General features: G+C 73.5%; 22 protein-coding genes. 8 read left to right on the forward strand and 14 right to left on the reverse strand.

From position 1 onward, the window contains the following. Positions 1–314: 314 nt before the first annotated feature. Complete coding sequence (locus ACWD4U_RS33240) at positions 315–626, reverse strand: hypothetical protein (protein WP_363459606.1); 312 nt, start codon at positions 624–626, stop codon at positions 315–317. Positions 627–731: 105 nt separating this feature from the next. Beyond that, positions 732–1,214: a DUF6882 domain-containing protein gene (locus ACWD4U_RS33245; RefSeq protein ID WP_363459607.1), complete on the reverse strand. Its 483-nt coding sequence runs from the start codon at positions 1,212–1,214 to the stop codon at positions 732–734. A gap of 170 nt (positions 1,215–1,384) precedes the next feature. Here ACWD4U_RS33245 and ACWD4U_RS33250 point away from each other — a divergent pair, with 170 nt between their 5' ends. The 3 genes from ACWD4U_RS33250 to ACWD4U_RS33260 all read left to right on the forward strand — a co-directional run bounded on the left by ACWD4U_RS33250 (position 1,385) and on the right by ACWD4U_RS33260 (position 3,633). Next, positions 1,385–2,323 carry a GDSL-type esterase/lipase family protein gene (locus ACWD4U_RS33250; protein ID WP_363459608.1) on the forward strand — a complete coding sequence of 313 codons (939 nt, stop codon included), beginning with the start codon at positions 1,385–1,387 and terminating at the stop codon, positions 2,321–2,323. 630 nt (positions 2,324–2,953) lie between these two features. After that, positions 2,954–3,244 carry a hypothetical protein gene (locus tag ACWD4U_RS33255; protein WP_363459609.1) on the forward strand — a complete coding sequence of 97 codons (291 nt, stop codon included), beginning with the start codon at positions 2,954–2,956 and terminating at the stop codon, positions 3,242–3,244. After that, entirely contained in the window at positions 3,241–3,633 is a 393-nt protein-coding gene (locus tag ACWD4U_RS33260; RefSeq protein ID WP_363459610.1) for a PIN domain-containing protein, read from the forward strand. Before ACWD4U_RS33255 ends, ACWD4U_RS33260 begins: the two co-directional genes overlap by 4 nt. Positions 3,634–3,659: 26 nt before the next feature. Here ACWD4U_RS33260 and ACWD4U_RS33265 read toward each other — a convergent pair whose 3' ends face one another. Further along, the gene (locus tag ACWD4U_RS33265; protein ID WP_363459611.1) at positions 3,660–4,238 is read right to left on the reverse strand and encodes a TetR/AcrR family transcriptional regulator; all 579 of its coding nucleotides are present in this window, start codon (positions 4,236–4,238) and stop codon (positions 3,660–3,662) included. Between the two features lie 91 nt (positions 4,239–4,329). On the opposite strand from ACWD4U_RS33265, the gene ACWD4U_RS33270 reads away from it, so the two are divergent. Then, positions 4,330–4,776, forward strand: coding sequence for a DUF1772 domain-containing protein (locus ACWD4U_RS33270; protein WP_363459612.1), 447 nt, complete (start codon positions 4,330–4,332; stop codon positions 4,774–4,776). Positions 4,777–4,855: 79 nt separating this feature from the next. Here the strand turns inward: ACWD4U_RS33270 and ACWD4U_RS33275 are convergent, their stop codons facing one another. The 5 genes from ACWD4U_RS33275 to ACWD4U_RS33295 form a co-directional block, all read right to left on the reverse strand. Further along, the gene (locus tag ACWD4U_RS33275) at positions 4,856–5,530 is read right to left on the reverse strand and encodes a response regulator transcription factor (protein WP_363459613.1); all 675 of its coding nucleotides are present in this window, start codon (positions 5,528–5,530) and stop codon (positions 4,856–4,858) included. Next, on the reverse strand, positions 5,527–6,909 hold the full coding sequence (locus ACWD4U_RS33280) for a sensor histidine kinase (RefSeq protein ID WP_363459657.1): 1,383 nt from the start codon (positions 6,907–6,909) through the stop codon (positions 5,527–5,529). The genes ACWD4U_RS33275 and ACWD4U_RS33280 overlap by 4 nt, the downstream gene beginning before the upstream one ends. A gap of 123 nt (positions 6,910–7,032) precedes the next feature. Then, positions 7,033–7,884: an ABC-2 transporter permease gene (locus ACWD4U_RS33285; RefSeq protein ID WP_363459614.1), complete on the reverse strand. Its 852-nt coding sequence runs from the start codon at positions 7,882–7,884 to the stop codon at positions 7,033–7,035. Then, positions 7,881–8,819: an ABC transporter ATP-binding protein gene (locus tag ACWD4U_RS33290; RefSeq protein ID WP_363459615.1), complete on the reverse strand. Its 939-nt coding sequence runs from the start codon at positions 8,817–8,819 to the stop codon at positions 7,881–7,883. Before ACWD4U_RS33290 ends, ACWD4U_RS33285 begins: the two co-directional genes overlap by 4 nt. A gap of 96 nt (positions 8,820–8,915) precedes the next feature. Further along, entirely contained in the window at positions 8,916–9,713 is a 798-nt protein-coding gene (locus ACWD4U_RS33295) for a TetR/AcrR family transcriptional regulator (RefSeq protein ID WP_363459616.1), read from the reverse strand. A 237-nt stretch (positions 9,714–9,950) separates the two neighbouring features. Between ACWD4U_RS33295 and ACWD4U_RS33300 the strand changes: the two genes are divergently transcribed. Next, the gene (locus ACWD4U_RS33300; protein WP_363459617.1) at positions 9,951–10,982 is read left to right on the forward strand and encodes an NAD(P)-dependent alcohol dehydrogenase; all 1,032 of its coding nucleotides are present in this window, start codon (positions 9,951–9,953) and stop codon (positions 10,980–10,982) included. A 138-nt stretch (positions 10,983–11,120) separates the two neighbouring features. Here the strand turns inward: ACWD4U_RS33300 and ACWD4U_RS33305 are convergent, their stop codons facing one another. Beyond that, on the reverse strand, positions 11,121–13,079 hold the full coding sequence (locus ACWD4U_RS33305; RefSeq protein WP_363459618.1) for a sigma-70 family RNA polymerase sigma factor: 1,959 nt from the start codon (positions 13,077–13,079) through the stop codon (positions 11,121–11,123). Between the two features lie 175 nt (positions 13,080–13,254). Between ACWD4U_RS33305 and ACWD4U_RS33310 the strand changes: the two genes are divergently transcribed. After that, the gene (locus tag ACWD4U_RS33310; RefSeq protein WP_363459619.1) at positions 13,255–14,259 is read left to right on the forward strand and encodes a thaumatin family protein; all 1,005 of its coding nucleotides are present in this window, start codon (positions 13,255–13,257) and stop codon (positions 14,257–14,259) included. Positions 14,260–14,283: 24 nt separating this feature from the next. Here ACWD4U_RS33310 and ACWD4U_RS33315 read toward each other — a convergent pair whose 3' ends face one another. Beyond that, positions 14,284–17,058 (reverse strand): patatin-like protein, encoded by a 2,775-nt coding sequence (locus tag ACWD4U_RS33315; RefSeq protein ID WP_363459620.1) that lies wholly within the window; start codon positions 17,056–17,058, stop codon positions 14,284–14,286. Between the two features lie 270 nt (positions 17,059–17,328). Here ACWD4U_RS33315 and ACWD4U_RS33320 point away from each other — a divergent pair, with 270 nt between their 5' ends. Further along, on the forward strand, positions 17,329–18,018 hold the full coding sequence (locus ACWD4U_RS33320; protein ID WP_363459621.1) for an SCO2400 family protein: 690 nt from the start codon (positions 17,329–17,331) through the stop codon (positions 18,016–18,018). 180 nt (positions 18,019–18,198) lie between these two features. On the opposite strand, the gene ACWD4U_RS33325 is transcribed toward ACWD4U_RS33320, so the two are convergent. The 4 genes from ACWD4U_RS33325 to ACWD4U_RS33340 all read right to left on the reverse strand — a co-directional run bounded on the left by ACWD4U_RS33325 (position 18,199) and on the right by ACWD4U_RS33340 (position 22,122). Beyond that, the gene (locus tag ACWD4U_RS33325; RefSeq protein ID WP_363459622.1) at positions 18,199–19,710 is read right to left on the reverse strand and encodes a hypothetical protein; all 1,512 of its coding nucleotides are present in this window, start codon (positions 19,708–19,710) and stop codon (positions 18,199–18,201) included. A 60-nt stretch (positions 19,711–19,770) separates the two neighbouring features. After that, on the reverse strand, positions 19,771–20,469 hold the full coding sequence (locus tag ACWD4U_RS33330) for a DUF6308 family protein (protein WP_363459623.1): 699 nt from the start codon (positions 20,467–20,469) through the stop codon (positions 19,771–19,773). Between the two features lie 164 nt (positions 20,470–20,633). Next, positions 20,634–21,554, reverse strand: a complete 921-nt coding sequence (locus ACWD4U_RS33335; RefSeq protein WP_363459624.1) for an oxygenase MpaB family protein — start codon at positions 21,552–21,554, stop codon at positions 20,634–20,636. 58 nt (positions 21,555–21,612) lie between these two features. Beyond that, a complete protein-coding gene (locus ACWD4U_RS33340) occupies positions 21,613–22,122 on the reverse strand; it encodes a hypothetical protein (RefSeq protein WP_363459625.1) in 510 nt (169 codons plus the stop codon). A 498-nt stretch (positions 22,123–22,620) separates the two neighbouring features. On the opposite strand from ACWD4U_RS33340, the gene ACWD4U_RS33345 reads away from it, so the two are divergent. Beyond that, positions 22,621–23,334: a DUF6426 family protein gene (locus ACWD4U_RS33345; RefSeq protein ID WP_363459626.1), complete on the forward strand. Its 714-nt coding sequence runs from the start codon at positions 22,621–22,623 to the stop codon at positions 23,332–23,334. Positions 23,335–23,407 lie beyond the last annotated feature (73 nt).

Consider the following 23,407-nt stretch of genomic DNA (forward strand, 5'->3'; position numbering starts at 1 on the left):
CATCACGCGTTGCCTCAAGCGCTTCGTCGCACGAGAGGTCTACCGCGCGCTCACCAGCACAGCAGCCGCACGAATCACTCGAAACGACCTCGCGCTTGCCGCTTGACGTCTATAGGAGCATCGCCAAGCCCTCCTGACGCCCCATCACCCGGCGCTTGCAGATGCCGATCGGGCCCTCGCGGTTCGACCGAACCCCCTCCTCGGCCCATCGACGCCGGTCCCCGATGGCGTCCCCGACGAGGCCGCAGCCTTCGAACCGTCATCGATCCGGTCCGCGCCGTCAGGTCCGGTCCCCGCGGCCGCGGGGATGACGTTCAGACAGCGGAAAATCGCAGCACGAACGGTGCACCGTTGGTGCTGGGCGTCCAGCCGTTCGAGCGCGCGGCCCGGATGCCCGCGGCGACTTCGGCCGGCAGGACGAGGTCAGTTGGCACCGCGTCCGGGTCGAAGACGATCGGCCGACCGGTCTCCACGACGAGCGTCGTTCCGGGACGGATGGCGTCCTCGACGGCGTAACCCAAGGTGCTGGCGTCGTAGTCGCAGCACCAGTGCTTCCTGCTCACCCGCCAGCGGTACTCGACGCCGTCGACGACGATGCGGCGGGAACCCTTCTTCGCCAGTGCCACTCTCTGCCTTCCGTTGTCGTCCGCTCGTCGTGCCGGTCGCCCGCTCTCCCTGCACGGCACCCATACGTCACCGGGCAGCCGCGGCAACGTGGCCTCCGCCCCGGATCATCCAGCAGTGGGCGTCAAGTCATCGACCAGAAAATGGAGTTGCACGTCATCCATGGACTCCGCCCAGAGCCCCTCGGCGTCGAGCACGGCTGCCGCGACCATCCGCGCCTCGGCGACCAGTTCGGGGTGAGCGTCGAAGCCCGGCCACGGCAGCACGGGAAAGTCGTTCTCCTCGCCGAACCGGCGGACCCGCTCGATGTCGCCGAGAACCGCGCGCGGCAGCGAATCGTTCGCCCAGGACCACAGCCAGGACCGTCGGGCGTGGCTGACACTGCCGATCATCGTGAGCCGACCGGTGAGGAACACGTTCCCGTCGCGCGACCACGTGATCCGCGCATCGTCCATCGACCACTGGTACTGCACGTCACCGGACAGGCCGAAACGTTCGACCATGAGCGCCTGCCGAGTACGGGCACGCTCGCGCGCCGCGAGCACGACGTCCTCCCATGCGGAGTGGTCGTGCTTCGAGCGGTCGTTCACGCTGTCTCCTCGCTGCCTCCGCGCACAGAACTTCCGGCAGATCGTCCCATCCGAGCGGGCGGCCAGGACCACCGGGCCCCGAAGACCCCCGGCTCAGAACCACCGTGGCGACGTTCCCAGGGCCGATAGTGTGGGTTGATCATTCCGACTGAAAGGCCACGGCCCTCACGGTGACCGAGTCCCACCCCCATGCCCTGTTCTCCTTCGGCGCGCTGCTTGATCAGCAGGTCCAGACGGCGCTCTTCGGGCGTACCGTACCGACGACCGCGGCATCCCTCGCCGGTTACACGACCCGGCCGATCGCCGTCACCGACGAGTCCGTGATCGCCACCAGCGGTCAGGACGTGCACCTGACCCTGGCGCGCAAGCTCGGCGGCACGGTCGAGGGCGCCGTCCTGCGCCTGAGCGACCAGGAGTTGGCCGCCGCCGACGACTACGAGGTGGCCGACTACGCCCGGCGCCGAGTGCTCCTCGCCTCGGGGGAGACCGCCTGGGCCTACCTGGACGCGAGGCCGCTGCGCTCGGCGGCGCGCATCGTCATCGTCGGCGACAGCATCGCCTACGGGCGCTGCGACCCCCAGGGCGGGTGGGCCGGGCACCTGGCAGCGGCCCACATCGGGGCGAACGAGACCGAGCACCGCGTGTTCAACCTGGCCGTCCCCGGCAGCACCCTGGCGGATGTCAGCGAGCAGACCCCCGCGCTCCTGCCTCCCCGTCACCCGGACACGCTCGTGGTGGCCGCCGGGATCAACGACTCCGCCGTACCGCACGCCACTTCGGACACCGACCCCGACGGCCTGACCACCCTCGCCGGCCACCTCGACTCACTCGCCTCGACCGCCCAGCGACACAACGCGCGCCTGGTCGTCCTCGGCCCAATCTGGCTGGACGAGACCCGCACCGGCGACTTCGAGGGCCTCCGCTTCACCACGGCACGGGCACGCGCACTGCGCGCGGCCCTGCAGACCTGGTGCGCGGACCACCACGTCGACTACCTCGACCTGTGGGAGCCGCTCCGCGACCAACCCCACCTGCTCGTCGACGGTCTGCACCCCAGCACAGAAGGCCACAAGGAGCTCTACCGCTACCTGACCGCCCTCAACGGCTGACCACCGCCCCTGACGGAGCGCCAGCACCGCCTCCGCGACACGAAGACGGGCCATCCGGGTGGCCGGCCCGGCGGCTAGCGGTTTGACGATGGATCAGCGAACGCACGGGGCCACCAACCTCCCCCGAATTCCCAGGTGGACCACGCCCACAGTCCGCTGTCAGCCTTCGTCACCGTCGAAGAACTCAGCCTCCATGGCGATCAAGTCCTGGCGGCTGAGCTCCGGCACGGTCCAGCCTCAGCGCTTCGCGTGCGCGATGAACCGGGGGTCGAGGGCGGCATGATGCCGTTCGACGTAGTACACGAGGTCGGAGTACCACAGCCAGCGCCCGTCAGTCAGCAGGGAGAGCCCGCCGATGACGGTCCTCTCGGGGCTCAGAACATCGTGTGCCAGTCCAGCTGTCGCAGCCAGCACCACACCGCTGCGGAGGTACCGGATCAGCTCACGTGAGTGTGCTGCCGCCCGGTGTCGACGGCCGCCCGGATGGACGGGCCGTCCGGCCTGCCGTGCTCGAGTTCTCTGAAATCGCCGACCATCGGAGGGACTTGGCGGGCGGCGCGCCGGTTGGCGGCGCTGTCAGGGCGGGCAGGTTGGTACACCGTTGGTGTACCGGCGGTGTACGCTCGCGGTATGGCTGATGCGACGATCAAGGTCTCCCCTGATACGCGCGACCGGCTGGCCGCGCTCGCGGCGGCCCGCGGCACCACGATCGGCGCCCAGGTGGCCCTGCTGGTGGAGCAGCAGCCCACCGCGGAGCAGATCGCGGAGCGCGTCGCCGAGGGCCGCCGGCTGCTGCGGGAGCACTTCGGGATGACCCTCACGGACCCGGAGCTGGACCAGGGCCCCGACCTGCTGCAGCGGGTCTACGACATCGCCGCGGCCGATGCGCGCGCCAAGGTCGCCCCCCGGCGCAGCGCGTGATCATCCTGGATTCCAGCGCGCTGGCCGCACTGGCCGCCGGCCATGAACGCCTGCACCGGATCGTGGACTCAGCTCTGCACAGCCCGTTCCAGCACCTGCTGGTACCGGTACTGTGCCTGGTCGAGGCCGAGATCAAGGACGAGGGGGCCGCAAACGCGGTCCTGTCACTGCCCTCGCTCGAGTTCGAACCGCTGGACGCGAGCACGGCCGTGGTGGTGGCGACCATGGTCCGCGACGGGTACGGCGGCCCGGATCTCGCCCACGCCATCGCCGCGAGCCTGCCGACCCCGGCACGTCCGATGCAGCACCTGATCCTGACGGCCCGCCAGGAGCTGTACCCGCCCGGGGTCGCCACCGTCGACATCGACGACCCCCGCCTGGAGCCGTAACCCGGAAGCGGCGCGCGGGGGGTTTGTCAGAACATGGCGAGCCGGTCCACCAGCAGTTCCACCCTTCGGTCGGTGTCTTCCGGCGGGAGGCGTCGTGCGCGGGTCAGGGTGGCCAGTCCGTGCAGGGCCGCCCAGAAGGTCTCGGTGAACAGTGCGGGGTGGACGCCGTCCCCGGCGACCTCGCTGAGGCTCTCCAGGAGGGCGGCGAAGGCGTCCTTCAGCGGCTCGGGCGTGTCCTCGTGCGCGAAGGCCAGGCCGCCGTCGAGCTGGAACATGGCGTCGTAGACCGCCGGGTTGCGTTCGGCGAAGTCAAGGTAGGTGCGGGCGAGGGCGGTGACCCGAGGGCGCGGGCCGTCGGCGGCGGAGGTCGCGGCCCGCAGGGCCGTGGCCATCTCGGCGGCGCCCTGGAGCGCGACGGCGCCGATGATCTCTCGTTTGCCGCGGAAGTGGCTGTAGAGGACGGGCTGGCTGTACTCGATGCGCTCGGCGAGCCGGCGGGTGGTGACCGCGTCCCAGCCCTGCTGTTCGGCGAGTTCGCGGGCCGTCGCCACGATGAGCCGCTCACGGCCCGCCCGTTCGCGCTCCTTGCGTTCCTGTACCGACATGATTCGATCCTAGCACCGCTAGACAATCGAGCGCAGGCAAGGCTAGCGTTGTCTCACAATCTAGCGGCGCTAGATCCCAGGAGGGGTCATCATGCTCAACGCACTCGAGGTCGTCACGACCGTCGTCGTCGGCCTGATGGTGGGGGTGGAGTTCGCCGTCGCCTTCGTCATCAACCCGATCCTCAACAGGCTCCCGGACGACAGCTACCTGCTCGGCCGCGCCCATGGCGGCCGGATGCTCGGCGCCCTGATGCCGGTCTGGTACTTCACCTCGCTCGTCCTCGCCGCCGTCTGGGCCGTCGCCGGGTGGCACCACTCCGGAGCCGGGCTGGTCGTCACCGCTGCCACGCTGCTGGTCCTGAGCGTGATCATGTCGATCCTGCTGCTCGTCCCGATCAACAACCTGAGCAAGACCTGGACCCCCGAGAACCGGCCCGAGGACTGGAAGGAGCAGATGAACCGCTGGGACCGCTACCACTACGGCCGCGTCGCGCTCATCATCGCCGCCTTCACCCTGCTGGTCACCGCCCTCACCTGAGCCCCAGGCCGACACCCCGCCGGTGGGGCCAGACCGACCCCGCCGGTGACGCGGGCTCCCCCACGACCCGGCACGCGTCCTAGAGCGGTGGGTTCGGCCGGGTCAGGCCCACGTCGTAGGCGAAGATGACGGCCTGGACGCGGTCACGGGCGCCGATCTTGGCGAGGACGCGGCTGACGTGGGTCTTGACGGTGGATTCGGAGAGCACCAGGCGTTGGGCGATCTCGCCGTTGGTCCAGCCCTGGCCGACGGCGACCAGGATCTCGCGTTCACGGCCGGTGAGGGCCGCCAGCCGCGGGTCGTCGGTGACCGCGCCGGGCGGGCGAGCCGGCAGGTGGTGGGCGTAGGCGTCGAGCAGGCGGCGGGTGATCGCGGGAGCCACCACGGCGTCGCCCTCGGCGACGGCGCGGATGCCGGCCAGGAGTTCCTCGGGGCGGGCGTCCTTGAGCAGGAAGCCGCTGGCTCCGGCGCGCAGCGCGGCGTGTGCGTACTCGTCGAGGTCGAAGGTGGTGAGCACCAGGACCCGGGAGCGGCCGCCCGCGGCGACGATCAGACGGGTCGCCTCGATGCCGTCCATGCCGGGCATGCGGATGTCCATCAGCACCACGTCGGGCCGCAGCCGGTCGGCGAGCCGCACGGCCTCGGCGCCGTGCCCGGCCTCGCCGACCACGGACGTGTCGGGCTGACTCTCCAACAGCATCCGGAAGCCGAGCCGCTGGAGCGGCTGGTCGTCCACGATCAGGACGGTCGTCATGCCGGACCTCCGGCGGCATCGAGGACGGGCGAGGGGCCGGCAGTACCACCAGTGCCCGCAGCAGCACCATCAGTACCAGCAGTACCAGCAGTACCAGCAGCAAGGATGGAAGCGTCGACGACGGAGGTCGCAGGAGCGTCGGGCCCCGGCGAGGCGTCGAGGTCGGCGACCACGGACCAGCCGCCGCCGGGGGCGGGGCCGGCCACGACCGTGCCGCCGTAGAGCGCGGCGCGCTCCCGCATCCCGGCGATCCCGTGGCCCTCGCCGGGCGGCGTCCCGGCGGCGGGTTCGCCGCCGGGGCCGCTGTCGTCGACGCGTACCCACAGCCGCCCGCCATCGAGGACGACGGCGACCCGGGCGCGGGTGCGCGGGCCGGCGTGCTTGAGGGTGTTGGTGAGCGCTTCCTGGACTATCCGATAGGTCATCAGCTGCACGCCGCGGTCGAGTGCGTCCAGGTCGCCCTCGGAGCGGTAGGTGATCTCCGGGCCGGCCGACCGGATCCGCGCGCACAGTTCGTCGAGGTCGGCGATGCCCGGCTGCGGGGCGAGTTCGGGTCCGTCGCCGCGGTCGCGCAGCACGCCGAGCATCCGGCGCAGCTCGCCGAGAGCCTGGCGGCCGGAGTCGCCGATCAGTTGCAGGGCCTCGCGGCTGCGCTCGGGCGCTACCTGGGCGGCGTACGCGCCGCCGTCGGCGAGGGTGATGATCACGGACAGGTTGTGGCCGATGATGTCGTGCATCTCGCGGGCCACCCGGGTGCGTTCGGTGGCGGCGGCGAGTCGGCTGCGCTGGTCGCGTTCGATCTCCAGGCGGGCGGCGCGCTCGCGCAGCCCGGCGAGTTGGGCGCGGCGGACCCGCACCGCGATGCCGAGGGCGACGGCGGCGGTGATCGTCGCGGACAGGAAGAACAGGCTGTCCCACAGCGGTACGGCGCCGGCCAGCCGGATCTCGACGACGGCGAGGCCGACCGGGACGGCCGCGCACGCCCACGCCAGGTCGCGCAGCCGCCCGTGCAGCGTGAGCCCGTACAGCGCGACCAGCAGCGCCCCGTCCGCGCGCAGCACCGAGCCGAGCGACCACTGGACGACGAACACCGCCGCGATCACGGCGAGCGCGGCCGCCGGGCGGCGGCGGCGCCACAGCAGGGGCAGCACCAGGCCGGCCTGGAAGGCGAGCATCGCGGGCACCGGCAGCGGGGCGAAGGCGATCCGGTGGCCGCGCGGTTCCTCGTCGCCGTGGGCGTGCACCAGGTCGGGCACGCAGAAGGCCAGGAACACCACCGCCACCACGGCGGCGTCCAGCAGCCACGGATTGCGGCGCTCCAGCTCCCGCAGGCGCTGGGCGGTCCGGCCGAGGCGCTCCAGCAGCGGGTGGGTCGGCATCACCTCACCGCCCGCGGCCCTGTCGCGGTACTGCCCCTGCTCGTTCACGGTTCTCACCAGCTCGTCGGTCGGAAATCGCCGGTCGCGGCGCCCTTGGCCGGGGCGCCGCGACGGGTCAGTCTGTCAGGCGTCGCTGCGTACCAGGCGCACGGCCGCCCCGGCGACTGCGGCGACCGTCCACAGTACGAAGACGGCGAGGCCCGCGCCGGGCGACAGCGTCGTCGAGTCGTGGTGCAGGGCGAACATCGCCTCGCCCGCGTTGCTCGGCAGGTAGGGGCTGATGTGGCTCTGCCAGGTGGTCGGCAGCAGCGAGACCAGGCCGGGCACCAGCATCAGCGTGGCGACCAGGACCGAGATGCCGCCCGCCACCGAGCGCAGCAGCATGCCCAGGGCGACGCCGATCACGCCGACCAGCCCGAGGTACAGGCCGGCGCCGAGCAGGCCGCGGACCACGCCCGCGTCGGAGAGGGTCATCGCGGCGCGGGTGCCGGAGACGATGCCGCTGCCCGCGAGGAAGGCGACGAACACGCCGACGGTGGCGAGCACCAGCGCGACCAGGCCGTACACCAGGGCCTTGGACCACAGCACGGGCAGCCGGCGCGGCACCGCGGCGAGGGTGGAGCGGATCATGCCGGTCGAGTACTCGCCGGCCGCGATCAGCACGCCGAGCACGCCGAGGGCGAGCTGCGCGAAGTGCGTGCCGAACAGCGACAGGGTGAGCGCGTTGGCGTTGGCGAAGTCACCGCGGTCCATCGGGCGGCCGGAGGTGAGGCGCGACTTGAACTGGTAGGCGGCGATCAGGCCGAACGCGACCAGGAAGAACAGGCCGAGGCCGACGGTGATCCAGGTCGAGCGCAGCGACCACATCTTGGCCCACTCGGCGCGCAGCACCCGGGTGCCGGTCACCTTGTACGCGGGGCGGGCGGGCCGTTCGGCGGCGGGCGCCGCGGGCTGGCTGGGTGCGACGGTGCTCATGCGGCGCTCCTCGGGGTGTCGGTAGTGGTGGTCGAGCCGTGGTACTCCACCGCGTCCCGGGTGAGGTCCATGAACGCCTCCTCCAGCGACACGGCGCGGGTGGCGAGTTCGTACAGGGCGATGCCGTGCTCGGCGGCGACGGTGCCGATCTGACGGGCGGTCACGCCGGTGACCAGCAGTTCCTCGGAGCCGGCTTGGCCGGTGATCTCGACGCCGGGGCCGGTGAGCAGCTCGCGCAGCCGGGCCGGGTCGGCGGAGGCGACGGTGACCTGGTCGCCGTCGGCCTGGCGGACCAGTTCCTGCACGGTGGTGTCGGCGAGCAGCCGGCCGCGGCCGACCACGATCAGGTGGTCGGCGACCAGCGCGACCTCGCTCATCAGGTGCGAGGAGACGAAGACCGTGCGGCCCTCGGCGGCCAGGCCGGTCAGCAGGTTGCGGATCCACAGCACGCCCTCGGGGTCGAGCCCGTTCACCGGCTCGTCGAGCATGACCGTGGCCGGGTCGCCGAGCAGGGCCGCCGCGATGCCGAGGCGCTGTCCCATGCCGAGCGAGAACGCGCCGGCGCGCTTCTTCGCCACGCTCTCCAGGCCGGTCAGCCCGATCACCTCGTCGACGCGCCGACGGGGGATGCCGTGGGTGTGGGCCAGCGCCATCAGGTGGTTGAACGCGGACCGCCCGGGGTGGATCGACTTGGCCTCCAGCAGCGCGCCGACCTCCTGCAGCGGCGCGGCGTGCTCGGCGTAGCGGCGGCCGTTGACGCGTACCGTGCCGCTGGTGGGGGCGTCGAGTCCGACGACCATCCGCATGGTGGTCGACTTCCCGGCGCCGTTGGGTCCGAGGAACCCGGTGACGGTGCCCGGCTTCACCGTGAAGTCGAGCCCGTCGACCGCCGTCTTCTCCCCGTAACGCTTCGTCAGCTGCTGCGCTTCGATCATCGGTCATCCCGTACCTGTGGCCGGCCGGGCCGTCCCGACCGCTTCACCGGCAACGCTAGGTCCGCTCCCCCGCCGGACCGCGGCACCCGGGGACGATCATTCGCCGCGGGGTGGTACCGCGGTACCACCCCGGTAGCGCTGGAGGCCGTCGAGGACGAGGTCGAGCCCGAACTCGAACTCCGCGCCGTACGAGTAGCCCGGACGCATGACGTGCACGGTGGCGATCTCGGTCAGGTACGGGTACTCGCCCTCGGCGAAGCCGCTCATGATCGACTCGGCCAGCTGGGCGGTCTGCTCCGGGGTGTCGAACGGCAGGGTGCGCTCCTGCAGCGCGAAACCGTAGACGTAGCTGTCGAGCACGGAAACGGCGTGCGCGGTCAGGGCGAGCGAGAAACCGCCCCGGCGCAGGCAGCCGAGCACCGCGTCGTGGTGGCGCAGGGTGGCCGGGCCCGGGGTCGCCCGCGACTCCATCAGCCCGATCGCCCAGCGGTGACGGGCCAGCACCCGGCGCATCGACTCCGCCCGCTGACGCATCGCCGGCCGCCACGGCTCGCCCGGCACGGGCAGCTCCACCTCGCCGAAGACCAGGTCGACCATCCCGTCGAGCAGGTCCTCCTTGTTGGCGACGTGGTTGTAGAGCGACATCGCCTCGACCCCGACGGCCTCGCCGAGCCTGCGCATGCTGAGCGTCTCCAGGCCGGCGGTGTCGGCGAGTTCGACGGCGGCCTGCAGCACCCGCAGCCGGGTCAGCGGCTCGCGCGGCGGCTTCTGGCCCTCGGTCGGGGGCTTCCGGCCCTCGGCAGGGGGCTTCTGACGCTCCGCCGGGAGCTTCTGGCGCTCCGTCGGGGGCTTCGGGGTCCCGGTCGGCGGCTTCGGCGCGGTACGTCGGGTCACGGTGGGCGGTCTCCTGCTCTGGTGGTCTCCCGGCGTTGACGAGCTTACGCCGTAAGTGCTGTACTTACGGCGTAAGCTAGCCACTTACAGCGTAAGCCTGACCCTCGCCCGACCTTACGGCGCAAGTCCAGGCTTACGCCGTAAGCACCGCTGCGCACGCATGCAACGCGGGCGCGGGCGGGCGCGCCACTTACACCGTAAGCAGCCAGTAGGCGGAAGATCCCGGGAGCAGCGACGATGCGCACCACGAGCGGGCCGACCGCACCCACCGAGGACGCGACGACCATGGCGGCCGTCGTGCAGGAGCGCTATGGCGCCGAGCCGGAGGACGTGCTCCGTGCGGGGCGGCTCGCGCGGCCGGCGATCGGGCCAGGCGAGGTGCTGGTGCGGGTGCACGCCTCCAGCGTCGACCGGGGCACCTGGCACCTGATGGCGGGACTGCCTTACGCCGTACGTCCGGTGAGCGGGCTGCGCGGGCCGAAGCTCCCCAACCCGGGCCGCAACCTGGCCGGCGTCGTGGCGGCGGTCGGTCGCGACGTCACCGGCTTCGCGACCGGTGACGCGGTCTACGGCACGGCGCCCGCCGCCTTCGCCGAGTACGCCGCCGCCCGGCCCGACCGGCTGGCACCCAAGCCCCGCGGCCTCACCTTCGCGGAGGCGGCGACCGTGCCGGTCAGCGCGCTCACCGCCGTCCAGGCGGTCCGCGACCACGGCCGGATCGAGGCCGGCCAGCACGTGCTGATCACGGGCGCGGCGGGCGGCGTCGGCACCTTCGCCGTCCAGTTCGCCCACTCCCTCGGCGCCAACGTCACCGCCGTGGCGAGCACCCCGAAGCTCGACGCCGTCCGGGCCCTGGGCGCCGAGCACGTCGTCGACTACACCCGCGAGGACTTCCTGGGCGGCCCGCGACGCTACGACGCGGTCATCGACATCGCGGGCAACCGTCGCCTGCGCGACCTCCGCCGCGTCCTCACCCCCCGCGGCCGGCTGGTCATCACCGGCGGCGAGACCGCGGGCCGCTGGCTCGCCGGGACCGACCGCCAGCTCCGCGCCCAGCTCCTGTCCCCCTTCACCGCCCAGCACCTCGGCACCTTCATCTGCACCGAGCACAGCGACCGCCTGCGCGAGCTCACCGCCCTCCTCGACGCCGGCGCCCTCACCCCCGTCGTCGACCGCACCTACCCCCTCGCCGAGACGGCCGCCGCCGTGCGCCAGCTCCTCACCGGCCGCACGATCGGCAAACTGGCCGTCACCCTGCCCACGGAGTAGCCCCGGCAGGGCCCCTCCGCACCCACGAGCACGTCCGCACCCACCGTCCCCGCCGCACCTACCGACACGTCCGCACCCACCGGAGCGACGCCCACCCGGGGCGGCACTCGCACGACGAAACGTCCGCGGCTTACGCCGTCAGTGCGCGGCCTGGTAGGCCCGGCCGGCGGCGGTCGGTGTGGTGCCGTCGGTGAAGAGGCCGCTGCTCGGCTTCGCGGGGTCGGCGCCGAGGCCGAACCAGGCGTAGCGCTGGAGGTAGGGCAGGGCGTCGAGGGCGGTGGTGGAGGCGGTGACGAAGGCGGCCTGCTGGTCGGGGGTGGGGAAGCGGGTGCCCTGGGAGAAGTCGATCAGGGCGTACTCGGTGAGCCAGATCGGCTTGTGGTAGCGCTGGTGGACGGCGTCCAGATAGGCCGTCAGCTGGTTGACCGCCTGAGGGGTGCGGAAGTCACCGCCGTACCAGTGCAGGGTGATGAAGTCGACCCGGTACCCCTTCGCCGCGGCGCCGGACATGAAGCGGTCCAGCCACCCGCCGGGCGTGTCGCCGCCGTACGCCACCGCCGGGCTGCCGAGGACCTGGCCGGCCTGCATGAGTTGCGGCCACAGTCCCAGGGCCTGATCGACCGTCATGTTCGACTGCGCGCCCATGTCGGGTTCGTTGAACCCGAGCAGGTAGGGCCCGTTGGCGCGGGCCTGGGCGAGGGAGGCGTCGTTGACGGAGGCCGCCCCCCAGATCATCGGGACGAAGGACGCCGCCGCGGGCGTCGTCACGCCGGAGTGCTGCGTGGCCCAGGTGTAGTACCAGCTCGCCCCGGACGCGGCGAGCGCCTGGCTGACACCGTTGAACGACCAGACGCCGACGCCCTTCCGCGCGGATGTGGCGATCCCCGTCGGCGCGCCGGCCCCGACCACGGACGCCGAGGACCCCGGCGACGCGGTGGACGCGGCGGACGCAGTGGTCGAGGCCGACGACGGTGACAGGGACGGCGTGGCCGAGCCGGACGGGTCCGGCGACGACGCCGGGCTCGCCGGGGCCGACTCGACCGGTGCGGGCGGCGTGGACGTCGCGGCGAGCGCCGTCGTCGCGGCCGGCGCGTCGAGGAAGCCCGGCGTCAGCCGTGCCCCGACCAGGACGACGACCGCCGTCAGGGCCACGGCCGCGCTGCCGAGCACCGGCTTGGAGAGCGCCCGCGATCGTGTGCGGCCGGAGTGCCGCGCCCCGCGCCCGGCCGTCCGAGCCCCGCGCCCACCGGTCGCGCCCGGCGGCGAGGACGGGCCGCTCGCGGCGAGGGCGTCGAGGATCCGGGCCGGGTCGAGGTGCGTCGGGACGGCCAACAGGGGCAGCCCGTACAGCAGTCGCTCCATCGGGAGCAGCCCTTGGTCGGCGCCGGCGCAGCGCGCGCAGTCGCGCAGGTGCCGGGCGAACCGCTTGCGCCACAGCGGGCCGGGGGTGCCGTCCCAGGTGGCGGCGGTCTCGCCGAGTCCGGCGCAGCGCGGGTCGGTGGCCAGGCCGCGGACCACGAGCCGGGAGACCTCGAGTCGCTTCTTCATCCGGCCGACCCGGACGGCGGTGTGACCGGTCGACAGGCCGAGCGCGGCGACCAGGTCGGCCTGCTCCAGTTCGCCGGTCTCCTTCAGCCACCACAGCGAGAGCAGTTCGCGGTCGTCGGGGTCGAGCCAGCGGGTGGCCTCGGCGATCTCGCGGCGTTGCTCGGTGAGGCCGAGACGCAGGATGGTCAGGCCCGCGAAGTCCAGGGCGGGGTCGGGTATCGCCTCCGCCTCCTCCAGGCGGGCCACCCGGTCGAGGGCCACGGCGCGGTCGTGCTGCCGGTTGCGTACCTGCCGGACGGTGATGGCCACCAGCCAGGACCGGAAGGCGGCGGGGTCCCGCAGGTCGGACAGTCCTCGCACCGTGCGCAACAGCGTCTCCTGTACGACGTCGTCGACGTCGGCATGGCCGTTCAGCGCCCTGCCGACGATGTTGTAGACCAGCGGCAGGCACTCGGCCACCAGGCGTTCGAGGGCCTGCCGGTCACCGGCGCGCGCCGCCGTCACCGTCCAGGCGTCCGGTCCGCTGCGTGGGGTGTTCGGCATCGGCATGGAGGTCCGTTCCTCTACGTGGGGTGCGGTGGGGCTCTGTCCACGGAGACCGTTCGCGCGGGCATCCGCCAACAGAAATCCGCCCGCGGTCCGGAAATTTCTGTTGGCGGGCACCGGCGGCCGCGGTCACCGATACGTGCGCACGCACCCCGAGGAGCACGAGGAAGGCATCAGAATGGCACGAGGACGCCGTCGCAACGGTGTGAGGTCCCGCCGGCAGCGCTGGTGGTACGTGGTGGCCGCCGTGCTCGTGACGGTCGGCGCCGTCCTGGCCGCGGACCACCTCGGGCCGACCTCCCCGTCCCACCGGGCCCCCGCCGTGGAGGCGCAGGCCGCACCGAGCGCCCCGGCCACGCCACCTGACGGACCGTCACCTTCCGCCGAGCCGACCGGCTCGCCGACGTCCTCCCCCGCGCCCACCGCCTCGACCAGCCCGTCGATCAGCCCGTCGACCGCCCCGGGCAAGGCCGCGCCGAGCGCGCCCGCGGCGCAGCCGTCGACGGCGCCGGCGGGCGAGCGGCTGATCACGCTGGTGAACCGGACCGGCGAGACGGTGTGGGCGGTGGTCACCAACAGTGCGGCCCACCCGCAGGGCCGGCGGCTGGAGCCGGGGCAGAGCACCTCGCTGACGGTGGCGAACAATTGGGGCGGACGGATCTGGGGCCGGACGGGCTGCGCCTCGACCGCGGCGAGCCACTGCTCCGGCGGCGACTGCACCACCGTGTGCGACGGCCCCAACCCGCCCACCACGCTGGGCGAGTTCAGCTTCGACGCGTACGCCGGCCTGGACTTCTACGACGTCAGCATGGTCGACGGCGCGAACCTGCCGATGTACATCAACGTCTCGCACACCACGACCACCGACCCGGTCAGTGCGTCCGGCTGCTACAAGGGCGTGTGCACCACGGCCATCGACTGCCCGCGCGCGATGCAGGCGTCCGCCGACGGCAGGGTGGTGGGCTGCAAGCCGCCGTGCGCGGCGTTCGGCGGCGACGACTACTGCTGCGTCAACCAGTGGGCGGGCCGCGAGCACTGCGTCCCGTCGAAGTGGCCGGTCGACTACACGCAGGTGTTCAAGAAGGCCGCGCCGTACGCCTATTCGTACGCCTTCGACGACTCGGCGACCATGCCGTGCAAGGGCGCCTGCTACTACCGGATCACCTTCGGCACCACCGGCTAGCGCTCACCGGCGAGGAAGGCGAGGTCAGTGCCGTCCGCCGGCCGGGCTGCGGCGGGTAGGGAGGAGTCCGATGACCCGGTGTTCGACGCGGTACGCGACGGTGGTGGCGGATCGGACCACCCCGGCGGCGCACCGCATCACCCACGGCAGTTCGAAGGCGGACGAGACGGACTTGGTGGCCACCGCGGCGGTCCGGGCGAGGGTCTCGGACATCTGCGGGGTGCCCAGCTCGCCGCCGAGCTTCTCGTCGGAGACCCGGCACGCCGCCAGCAGCCGGGCGGCGTGCTCGGGCGGGGCCGGCGGGTACGCGTCGCCGTCGCCCGGGACGGCCTGCCGGTAGGTCGCGAGGAACTCCTCGACGTGGTCGGCGGACCCGCCGTCGGCGTCGCGGATCGCCTGCGCGGCGACGGTGGCGAGCTCGTCGGCGGCGATCAGCCGCTGCAGTCCGCCGGCCACCCAGATCGCGGTGATCGGCAGGCTGCGCGGCAGCCGGTCCGACGCCGAGGCGGTCAGGAACTCCAGCTCGGGTGCCCTCCCGTCGGGGAACGGGTCCTGCACGCCAGGCGGAGGATCGCTCTCGGCGATCCGCCGCAGCTCGTCGACGAGTCGGCGCCGGTAGGCGGCCGGGTCCCCCGACTCGACCGCCATCCGGGACAGGTGCCGGGGGTCGAGCAGCAGCTGCACCAGCCAGCCGGACCCGTCGAGTCGGCCCCACATCCAGTCGTTCGCACACCACGAACTCTTGTAGAACGCGCCGAAGTGGTGCAGCTGAAGCCCCGTCAGCTTCTGCGCGGCCAGGCTGCGCACGTCCAGCGCGCTCCTCGTGTCGGCGCTGATCTGCACCAGCTCGACGGCCTGCGGCGCGCGGCGCTGGTCGGGCGACAGGACGAGTTGGAGGACCTGCAGCTCGAACAGCCGGGCGACCGCCTGATCCGCCGTCAGGACACCGTCGTCGGTGAGGTAGTGCAGCAGGTCGGCCAGCCGGGTCCGCTCGTCCGTCGCGCTGAGGCCGGTGGCCGGTGCGGTGATCGGTGGTGCCTGCGCCCGCGCCCGGGCGAGCAGCGCGGCCAGGTGAGGGTGCGCGTCCCGGATCACCGCGCCGAGTTCGGACCACGCCCCGGCGAGCGCGGCCTGCTCGGTGTCCGACGGCAGCTGGCTGCGGACCGCGGCCCGCCACGCCTCCGACCCGGCCAGCGCCGACGCCCCGGCCCGGTCCGCCGAGGCGAGCGCGGCAGCGACCTCCACCTGGAGCGCGGACCCGGACCGGACCGGCACGGCCTGGTGCGCGCGGGCCACCAGCCCGTCGAGCCGCGCCCGTTCGTCGGGGGTCGGCCGCAGCGTGAAGCCCGCGGTGAGCAGGCCCAGCACGATCGCCATCGCGCCGTCGAGCGTGGTGCGGCCGTAGCGGGCCAGCGCATCGTGGTCGCCGGGTGCCGGGAGCAGCGCGGGCAGCCGCTCGGCGACGGCCTCCTCGCCCGCGCCGGTGAGCAGGTCGGCGTCGGCGCCGAACCCGACCGGACGGTTGTCCGGCGCCCGCTGCCCGTCGAGCGTCCGCTGTCGCAGGGCCTCCTCCGCGGCCGTCCGGGCGAGCGCGTGGGCGTGCTGGTCGCGGAAGCGCGCGTACACCGGAGGCGTCACCGCACCGCCGCCCGCGGCCAGGCGGGCGAGCTGGCCGTCGGCGCGCCGCCGGGCCCGGGCCTGCTCGTTGTGCGTGGTGAGGGCCGCCAGCTCGGCGGAGATCGACTGCGAGAGCGCCGCGTTCAGGTCCCACATCAGGGCCTGGCCGAGGACGGGCGGCGACGGCACGACGCCTGGCACGCTCGCGCGAGCGCTCCCAGCAGCACTCCCGTCCGCGTTCCCGCCCGCGTTCTGATTCGGGTTCTGGTTCGCCTCCGGCAGGCCGGCGCTGGGGACGACGTAGGCGAGGATCCGGCGGATCTCGCGGTCGGCGGGGCGGTCGAAGATGGCCTCCAGCGCCGGTGCGAGCGGCCGGTTGGCGAGCAGTCCGCCGTCGGCGCAGTGCTGGGCGCGGGTGATGTCGATGTACGGGGCCATCGCCGGGTGGCCGTCGCCGCTGCCGGACCCGTCGAGCGGGAGGAACGCCGGTTCGAACGCGGCGGGGAAGGACGCGCTGCTGCGGCCCGCGAGCGCCAGTGCCCGGAACGCCTCGGGCCGGGCCAGGTCCGCGGCGGTGAAGGTGAACAGTCCGCGGTGCGTCGTGTCGCGGATCAGCGTCCCGTAGTCGTCGGTGTAGCGGCTGTCCTCGCCCTTGAGCAGCGTCGTCGTGATCATCACGCGCACCGGCGAGTCCGCGTCCGCCCCTTGCGGATTGGTCGCCATGATGTCCCGCAGCCCGTCGCTCAGACCGGCGAGCAGGACCTCGTCCCCGTACAGCAGCGAGGGCTGCGCACGGTCCGAGGGCCGCCGCAGCAGCTTGCCGAGCGAGCCCTGCGACAGCCAGATGTCGCGCAGCAGGCCGAGGTCGGTCTGCCACACCTCGGCGAGACCGAGCACCGCGGCGTTGATGCCGCCCGCACTGGTGCCGGACAGCACGTCGATGCCGAACCGGACGCCGACCAGCTCCAGCAGGCTCCCGTACTTGTCGCGCACCGGCGCGACCGCCGCGCCGACGGCCCCCGGGCGCCCCTGCCGGAGGCGGCTCGCAGCGGAGAGCAGGTTCATCTCCCGCGCGACGCCCCCCATCCAGATGGCGAGGCTCACCCCGCCGGTGAAGGTGGCCGCCAACCTGATCTCCGGTTCGACGGCGGTGATGCCGGTGTGCGGGGTGGCCGTGACCATGACTGCACCCTTCGGTGAACTCGCCACTGGTGTACGCCGAATGCGGTACTTCCATGCTCCGGGGCGGTGCCCGGACTGTCGAACGGGAGCGTGCCCGGCACGGCGGCGGACCGGGTCCGGTCCGGCGGCCGGGGCGGGAATGCGCGGGCCTGCGGCACCGACGACCACTTGATCTGCGCAAAAGCCTCACCGACTGCCGCTGTTGCTTGACGTGTGCACTGCCTAGGCTCCGGCATGCGAGGCGGCTCCAGAGACTCGACGGAAGATCACATGGACTACTGCATGGCCTGCCGACGGCACCTCAACGGGGCACTGTCCTGCCCGGGGTGCGGCAGCTCCGGCACCTCGGTCGGACCGGCGATCCCGGCCCGCACCGCCGTGCCGGTCACAGCGACGACACCCGGGTACGCCGGGCATCCGGCGCGGGCGGACCAGCCCGCCGCTGAGCCCGTCGCGGAGCCCGCGGCCGAGGCACCGCCGCAGCGCGACCGCGCGGTCCCGTCCGGCCGGGGCCGGCGCAAGCCACGGGGGCGGCAGCGCGGCATGGTGGTGCTGTCGGTGGCCGGCCTGGTGGTCGGCGGGCTCGGGGCCGTGGCGGTGGCCGTCATGGGCGGCGCCGACGGCGCCGAGGCACCCGTCGGCTCGACCGGGCCCGGGCACTCCGCGTCCATCGGCGACGCGGTGTCGGCCGAGGCGTCCGCGCACCCCGCTCCGGCCGTGGCCTCCGCGACCAACACCCACCCGAGCGGTAAGCCGTCGTCCTCGGCGTCCAGCGCCGGCCCGTCCGCGAGCACCAGCGCCTCGCGCAGCACGGCCCCGTCGTCCGCGCCGGCCACCTCACCCGCGACGACGACGCCCCCCTCCTCGCCCGCACCGACACCGACGGCCGGTTCGCCCACCCCGACCCACTCGGCCAGCCCGTCGCCGACGTGCAAGCCGGTCCTGTTCTGGTGCGCATGACGGGGGCAACGCGCGCCGGGCGGATCTGGTGCTACGTCATGAAGGCGGCATTCCGGCTGGTGAAGTCCTTCGCCGGGCCGCCGGAGCCCGAACAGCACGGCCCCTGGTGTCAGTTCGACGCCCCTCGCGGAGGGACATGACCGCCCGGACCAGCTGAAGCCGCCCGACCGCTCCGGTGCGTCAGGTGGTCGTGCAGTCGAGCAGCCGGCCGCACTCGGTGCCGATCAGCAGTCGGCCGGGCGCGGTGACGGTGAGCGCCGTCGGCACCAGCGCGGCCCCGCGTACGGTGAGCCGGGTCCATGCGCGCAAGGTGCCGTCGGCCAGTGCGAGTGCGAGCAGATCGCCGTTGGCGTAGCCCGCGTACGCCGTCGTGTCGTCGGTGTCGAGGACGACGGCGGGCCGGTCGGTGCGGAACACCCAGCGTGCCGCCCCGTCGACCGGATCGCGGCGCGCCACGTAGCAGTCGCCGGGGCGGCGTCCCTCGCGGCGCCACCGCGCGCCGGCCTGCAGCAGATCGCCGCCGGGAAGTTCCACGCCGGGGCCGTCGTCGTGGTCCTCCCCCGGCGCGAGGGCGAGCGGGAACAGCAGGCGGGGCGGGGCCCAGGCCGGGTCGAACAACGGCCCGAGTTCACCGACCGGAGGCGCGCTCGGGACGAAGGGCTCCTCCGCGCCGGGCAGCGGCACGGGGACCGTCGTCCCCACCCACCGTTCGCGCACGGCGCCAGGTTCTCCGTGGAAGAGGGAGGTGAGCATCCCGCCGCCGCGCCGCACCCGCAGGCCACGGGGTGCGAGGACGGGGAGCCCCGCGGGGTCGACGTGCAGGTCCGCGGCGGCGGACAGTCGCACTCGGGCGGTCCGGGTACCGTCCGACAGGTCGATTCGGCTGACCGAGTCGGGGACGCCAGGCAAGTACGACGGTCCGGCGTACACCCACGCCGACCGCTGGTCGGGTGCCACCACGAGCTGCATGCCTCCGCACGCGGCCGCCGGGACCGACCAGGACACCTCGCCGGACGGCAGCCGGCACTCCAGCAGGACCCCGTCCAGCGAGGCCAACACTCTTCCGTCGTCGAGTAGTTCGACCGCATGGACGAGGCGCCTGGGGTCGCGTCCCGGGTGGTACCGGTCGAGTACCCCTCCCGGGTCCGGTCGCGGGTGCGCCGCAAAGGGGCGCGTCGTCGAGTGCCGCAATTCCGAGCTGCGGACCGAACGCAGCTCCAGAGCGCGCCAGTCGGTCCGGTGGAGGTCCACCAGATGTTCTACCTGCGCCTCCGACACATCCTTGGTGACCGGCTCGAGGTAGAGGCGCAGGGATCGCCCGTCGAGCCACTCCAGCTCGCGCACGGTGCGCCCGTACGCATCGTGGAACGCCGATGTGGCCAGGCCCGATTCGAGGTCCAGCAGCAGGAGTTCACCCACATTGTGGTACCCGCCGTCGTACTCGCCGGTGCCGACCGCGAGCAGCGGCAGCTCCGGGTGGAAGGCCAGCGCGTTGGCGGGACACCTTGCGCGCAGCACCGCGACGCAGGTCAGGTCGGAGGTGCGGTACACGGCCACGGGCGCGGGCCGGCCGTGCCGGACGTCGCCCGCCACCGCGAGCAGGCCACGCTGCTCGTCGGCCACCGCCACACGTGGCCGGCCGGTCTCGGCGAACGGGCGGTCGGCGAGGACGCGGTCGATGCGCAGGATCACGGGGCGGATCGTCGCAGACGCCGGACGGTTCGTCAGCCGATTATGCAGCTCCCTGCCCTGTCAACTGCCCTGCTCTGTCCACCCGCCCTGCTCGAGTTCGCCCTGCCGCATCCAGGCGATGACGTCCAGGACGCGCAGGATGCCGATGTCCTCGCCGATGCCGGACTCGGCCCGGAGCAGCGCCAGTTGTGCACGGAAGGCGCCGTCGTCGGCCCGCAGCGCGGTGGCCAGCGACGCCCAGAAGGTGTGGTCGGTCGCGGGGCGGTGGAACAGGGCCTTCACGCGCCGGTCGTAGACCGGGACGAGGCGGGGGCGCTTGCGGGCCAGCAGCTTGCCGGCGACGACGGAACCCACCCCGTCGGGGCTGGTCGGATACGCTCCGTTCGGGTTCGCCAGGCGCTCCCACAGCTCCCAGGCCGGGCCGCCCGGTGCGATCAGCCGGTCGCTCGCCGGGTCCTCCAGCCGGGCGTCCCGGGGGATGGCCGACAGCAGCCGCTGCCAGTGGCCCTCGGGGTCGGTCAGCAGGTCGACGGCGCCGTGCGCGGCGACCGAGACGCTGAGCATGGTGATGGCGACCAGGTCGTCGGCGTCGAACCGGTCGGCGGCCTCCGGCCGGTCGCCGCCGCCGGCGAACCGTTCGAAGTAGGCGCCGGAGTACGCGAGATCGCCCCGGGAGCGCCGCCGGGTGAAGTAGGACCGCAGCAGCCGGACCGACTCCTCGACGTCCCCGTAGACCGCCGGTATGTGCAGTGTCGCCACCAGATCCCCCTGCCGTTGCCCGCGGAGCGCCAGGCTAGCGGGCCGCCCGGTCGGCTCGGGAATCGGAGGTTCGGTGCGACGCCCCGACCTGCCAGTGGATGAATGAGTGCCGGAACGAAGCCCGGACCGGACCGGCGGCGCGGTATGGCGGCGGTGACGACCCGTCAGGGCGGGGAGGCGCGATGGGGCTTCGGCGGTGCCGTTCGGGAGGCGGTGGGCGGGGGTGCCATGGCCCAGCGGATGGTGGCGGTGACCGCGTGGCCGGCCAGCGGGACGGCGCTTCGCTCGACGAGGGGCAGCCGGGGCAGGCCGAGTTGGGTACGGGCCCAGGTGGGCAGCAGGGCGACTGCGCCGTACGCGAGGGCGCTGTAGGGGGCGAGTGCGATGAGCGGTACGGGCGGCTGGAACAGGAGGAAGCGGGCGGCAGCCATCGCCTCGGAGGTGGCCCGCAACTCGGAGCGGTAGGCCGCGAGTTGCGCGGCGAGCTCCGCCTGGTTGCGGGGCGGGTCGACCACGCCGAGCGCGGTGGCCACGGTGGCGGCGTCCGCGAGGTAGCCGTCGTAGCCCGCATCGTCCAACGGGCGGGCGCCGTACGTGCGGTGGGCGCGCAGGAAGCTGTCGACCTCGGCTGCGTGCACCCAGCCGAGCAGGTGGGGGTCGGACGCACGGTAGGGCTCGCCGTCGGCGGTCACGCCCTGGATCCGCCGGTGTACGGCTCGGACCCGGTCGACCGCGTGCTGGGCGTCCTCGGCGGTGCCGAAGGTGGTGACGGCGAGGAAGGTGCTGGTCCGCTGGAGCCGGCCCCAGGGGTCGCCGCGGTATCCGGAGTGGCCCGCCACTGCGGCCATCGCCAGCGGGTGCAGCGACTGCAGGAGCAGGGCTCGCAGCCCGCCGATGAACATCGAGGCGTCACCGTGGACGGTTCGGATCGGCCGGTCCTCGTCGAACCAGCGCGGGCCGGGTGTCTCGTGGATCCTGCGCCGTGCGGCCGGGCCCTGCGGACCGGCGACCCGTGCGAACAGTTCCGCCCCCAGACCCCGTCGTATCGCGGCGAGGCCGGGGATCGCGGACTGGTGAGCGGTCACGCCTTACACTGTAAGCCCGTCGGCGGCGGAGCGACAGCTCCCGCCCCTCACCGACCCGTCAGCCGTCAGCCTCGGCTCCCGCGGACGGCGCGGCCGGACGCAGGGCGTCGCGCAGCGAACGGAGCCGGTCGGCGGGGGCACCGAGGCCGTGCACGCTCAACCGCGCCGCCTCGACGCTCGGTGCCCGGTGGACGGCGAAGGCGAGGTTCGCGGACTGGTGCAGCATCCACTGGTGGTACGAGAGCAGCCGCAGCGCCTCCTCCCGGACGGCAGCGAGGTCACCGTCGGCGGGCAGCGCGTGCATCCAGTCGGCGAGCCTCGCGTAGTGCGCGGCCTGGCGTTGCAGGACCTCGGCCAGACCCGCCGGCACCGGACCGGGATCGCCGCACGCGGCCACCGCCAGGTCGGTGGACGCCTGCCCCGCCACGGCCTCGTCCAGTACCGCCAGCAGCGCCGTCCGCTGCTCGCCGCGGTCGCCGACAGCGGGCGCGCGGGAACGCGAGCGGCTCGCCCACCGGCGCATCGCCGCCGGTCCGACGTGCCGCCGCGCGAGCGGCGCTGCACCCACCGGTCACCTCCACAGTGCCCTTCCAGTGTGCGCCACCCGCGCCGCCCGGCGCGCCACGGATCAGCCCCGGCCCGGCGCGCCGGCGGTCGGACCGGGCAGGGTGCGGTGGTTCCGGTTGAGCGGGGTACCCGTGGCCACGGCTGCGCACTTCGGTGAACTCTCCGGCGACGTACGTAGAGTACGTATTTTCCGAGCGCCGGAGCGACGTACCCGCCTGTCGGACGGAGCGCCCACCCGGCCGCGCGGCGAGCCGGAGCGGGCCGCGCCCGCTCGCACCCCGCTGCAGGTGGGATCGCGTACATCTCCTGCGCGCGGCACGGGCGCACCCGACCGGAGCCGCGCACGGCAGCGGCAACGTCGGTCTCCGCCAGCGGAGATGACCGATCGCGTGGCCGAAACTCGGCCTGTCGCGCCCCCCGGGGGTCTGCCAAGGTAACGCCGCGCCACACACTGCGCACCACCCCCCTGCCGTCGCACCGTCCTCGGGAGCCAACTCCGATGAACCTCCGGAAAGCCGTCGTCGCCGCCGCCCTGGGCGCCGCCGTCCTCACCTCCGTGCCCGCCGTCGTCGCACCGCACCACGCGTACGCCGACTCCTGCTACGACGACAACCAGACCGACTGCGTCGACGACGGGGGCGACCCCTGGGGCGACGGAGGCGGCGGCGACGTCGGCGGTGGCAGCGGCGGGGGCGACGGCTCCTTCGACCTGAGCGAGGGCAACGTCGGCGACCCGATCCCCCAGCTCCCCACGGTGGTCGTGGTCGGCAAGCGGACCCCGACCCCGGTCCCCGCCGCCCCGGGAATTCCGGTGAGCTACGGCGGCGGCAACGGCACCGGCACCCCCGGCGTCCGGGTCTGGAGTGCCGGGCAGCTCTGGGAGGTGCGGCAGAACTGCTACCGCAACTCCTCGCAGTCGCCGCAGAAGATCTCCGAGTCCGCCACGTACACGGTCTCCTTCGAGACCAGCACCAACATCTCGGCCGACGCGATGGAGGTGCTCACCGCCAGCATCGGCACCAAGCTGAACACGTCGATCGCCAAGACCTACGGCGTCGAGGTCACCCTCAACCCGAACGAGAGCTGGGCGTTGTACGTGGAGTACCAGACCGTGGTGTACGCGGTCACCACCACGCACCTGCTCACCCCCGACACCACCGAGTACGTGAACGTCACCCAGCCGACCGGCGTCACGACGGGCCGCGCCTGCTGATGGCACCGAGCTCCCCCTCGGCGGGGGGGGGGGGGGGGCGCGCGCCCCCCCCCCCCCCCCCCGCGCCGCCCGG

The organism is Kitasatospora sp. NPDC002522 (assembly GCF_053595195.1).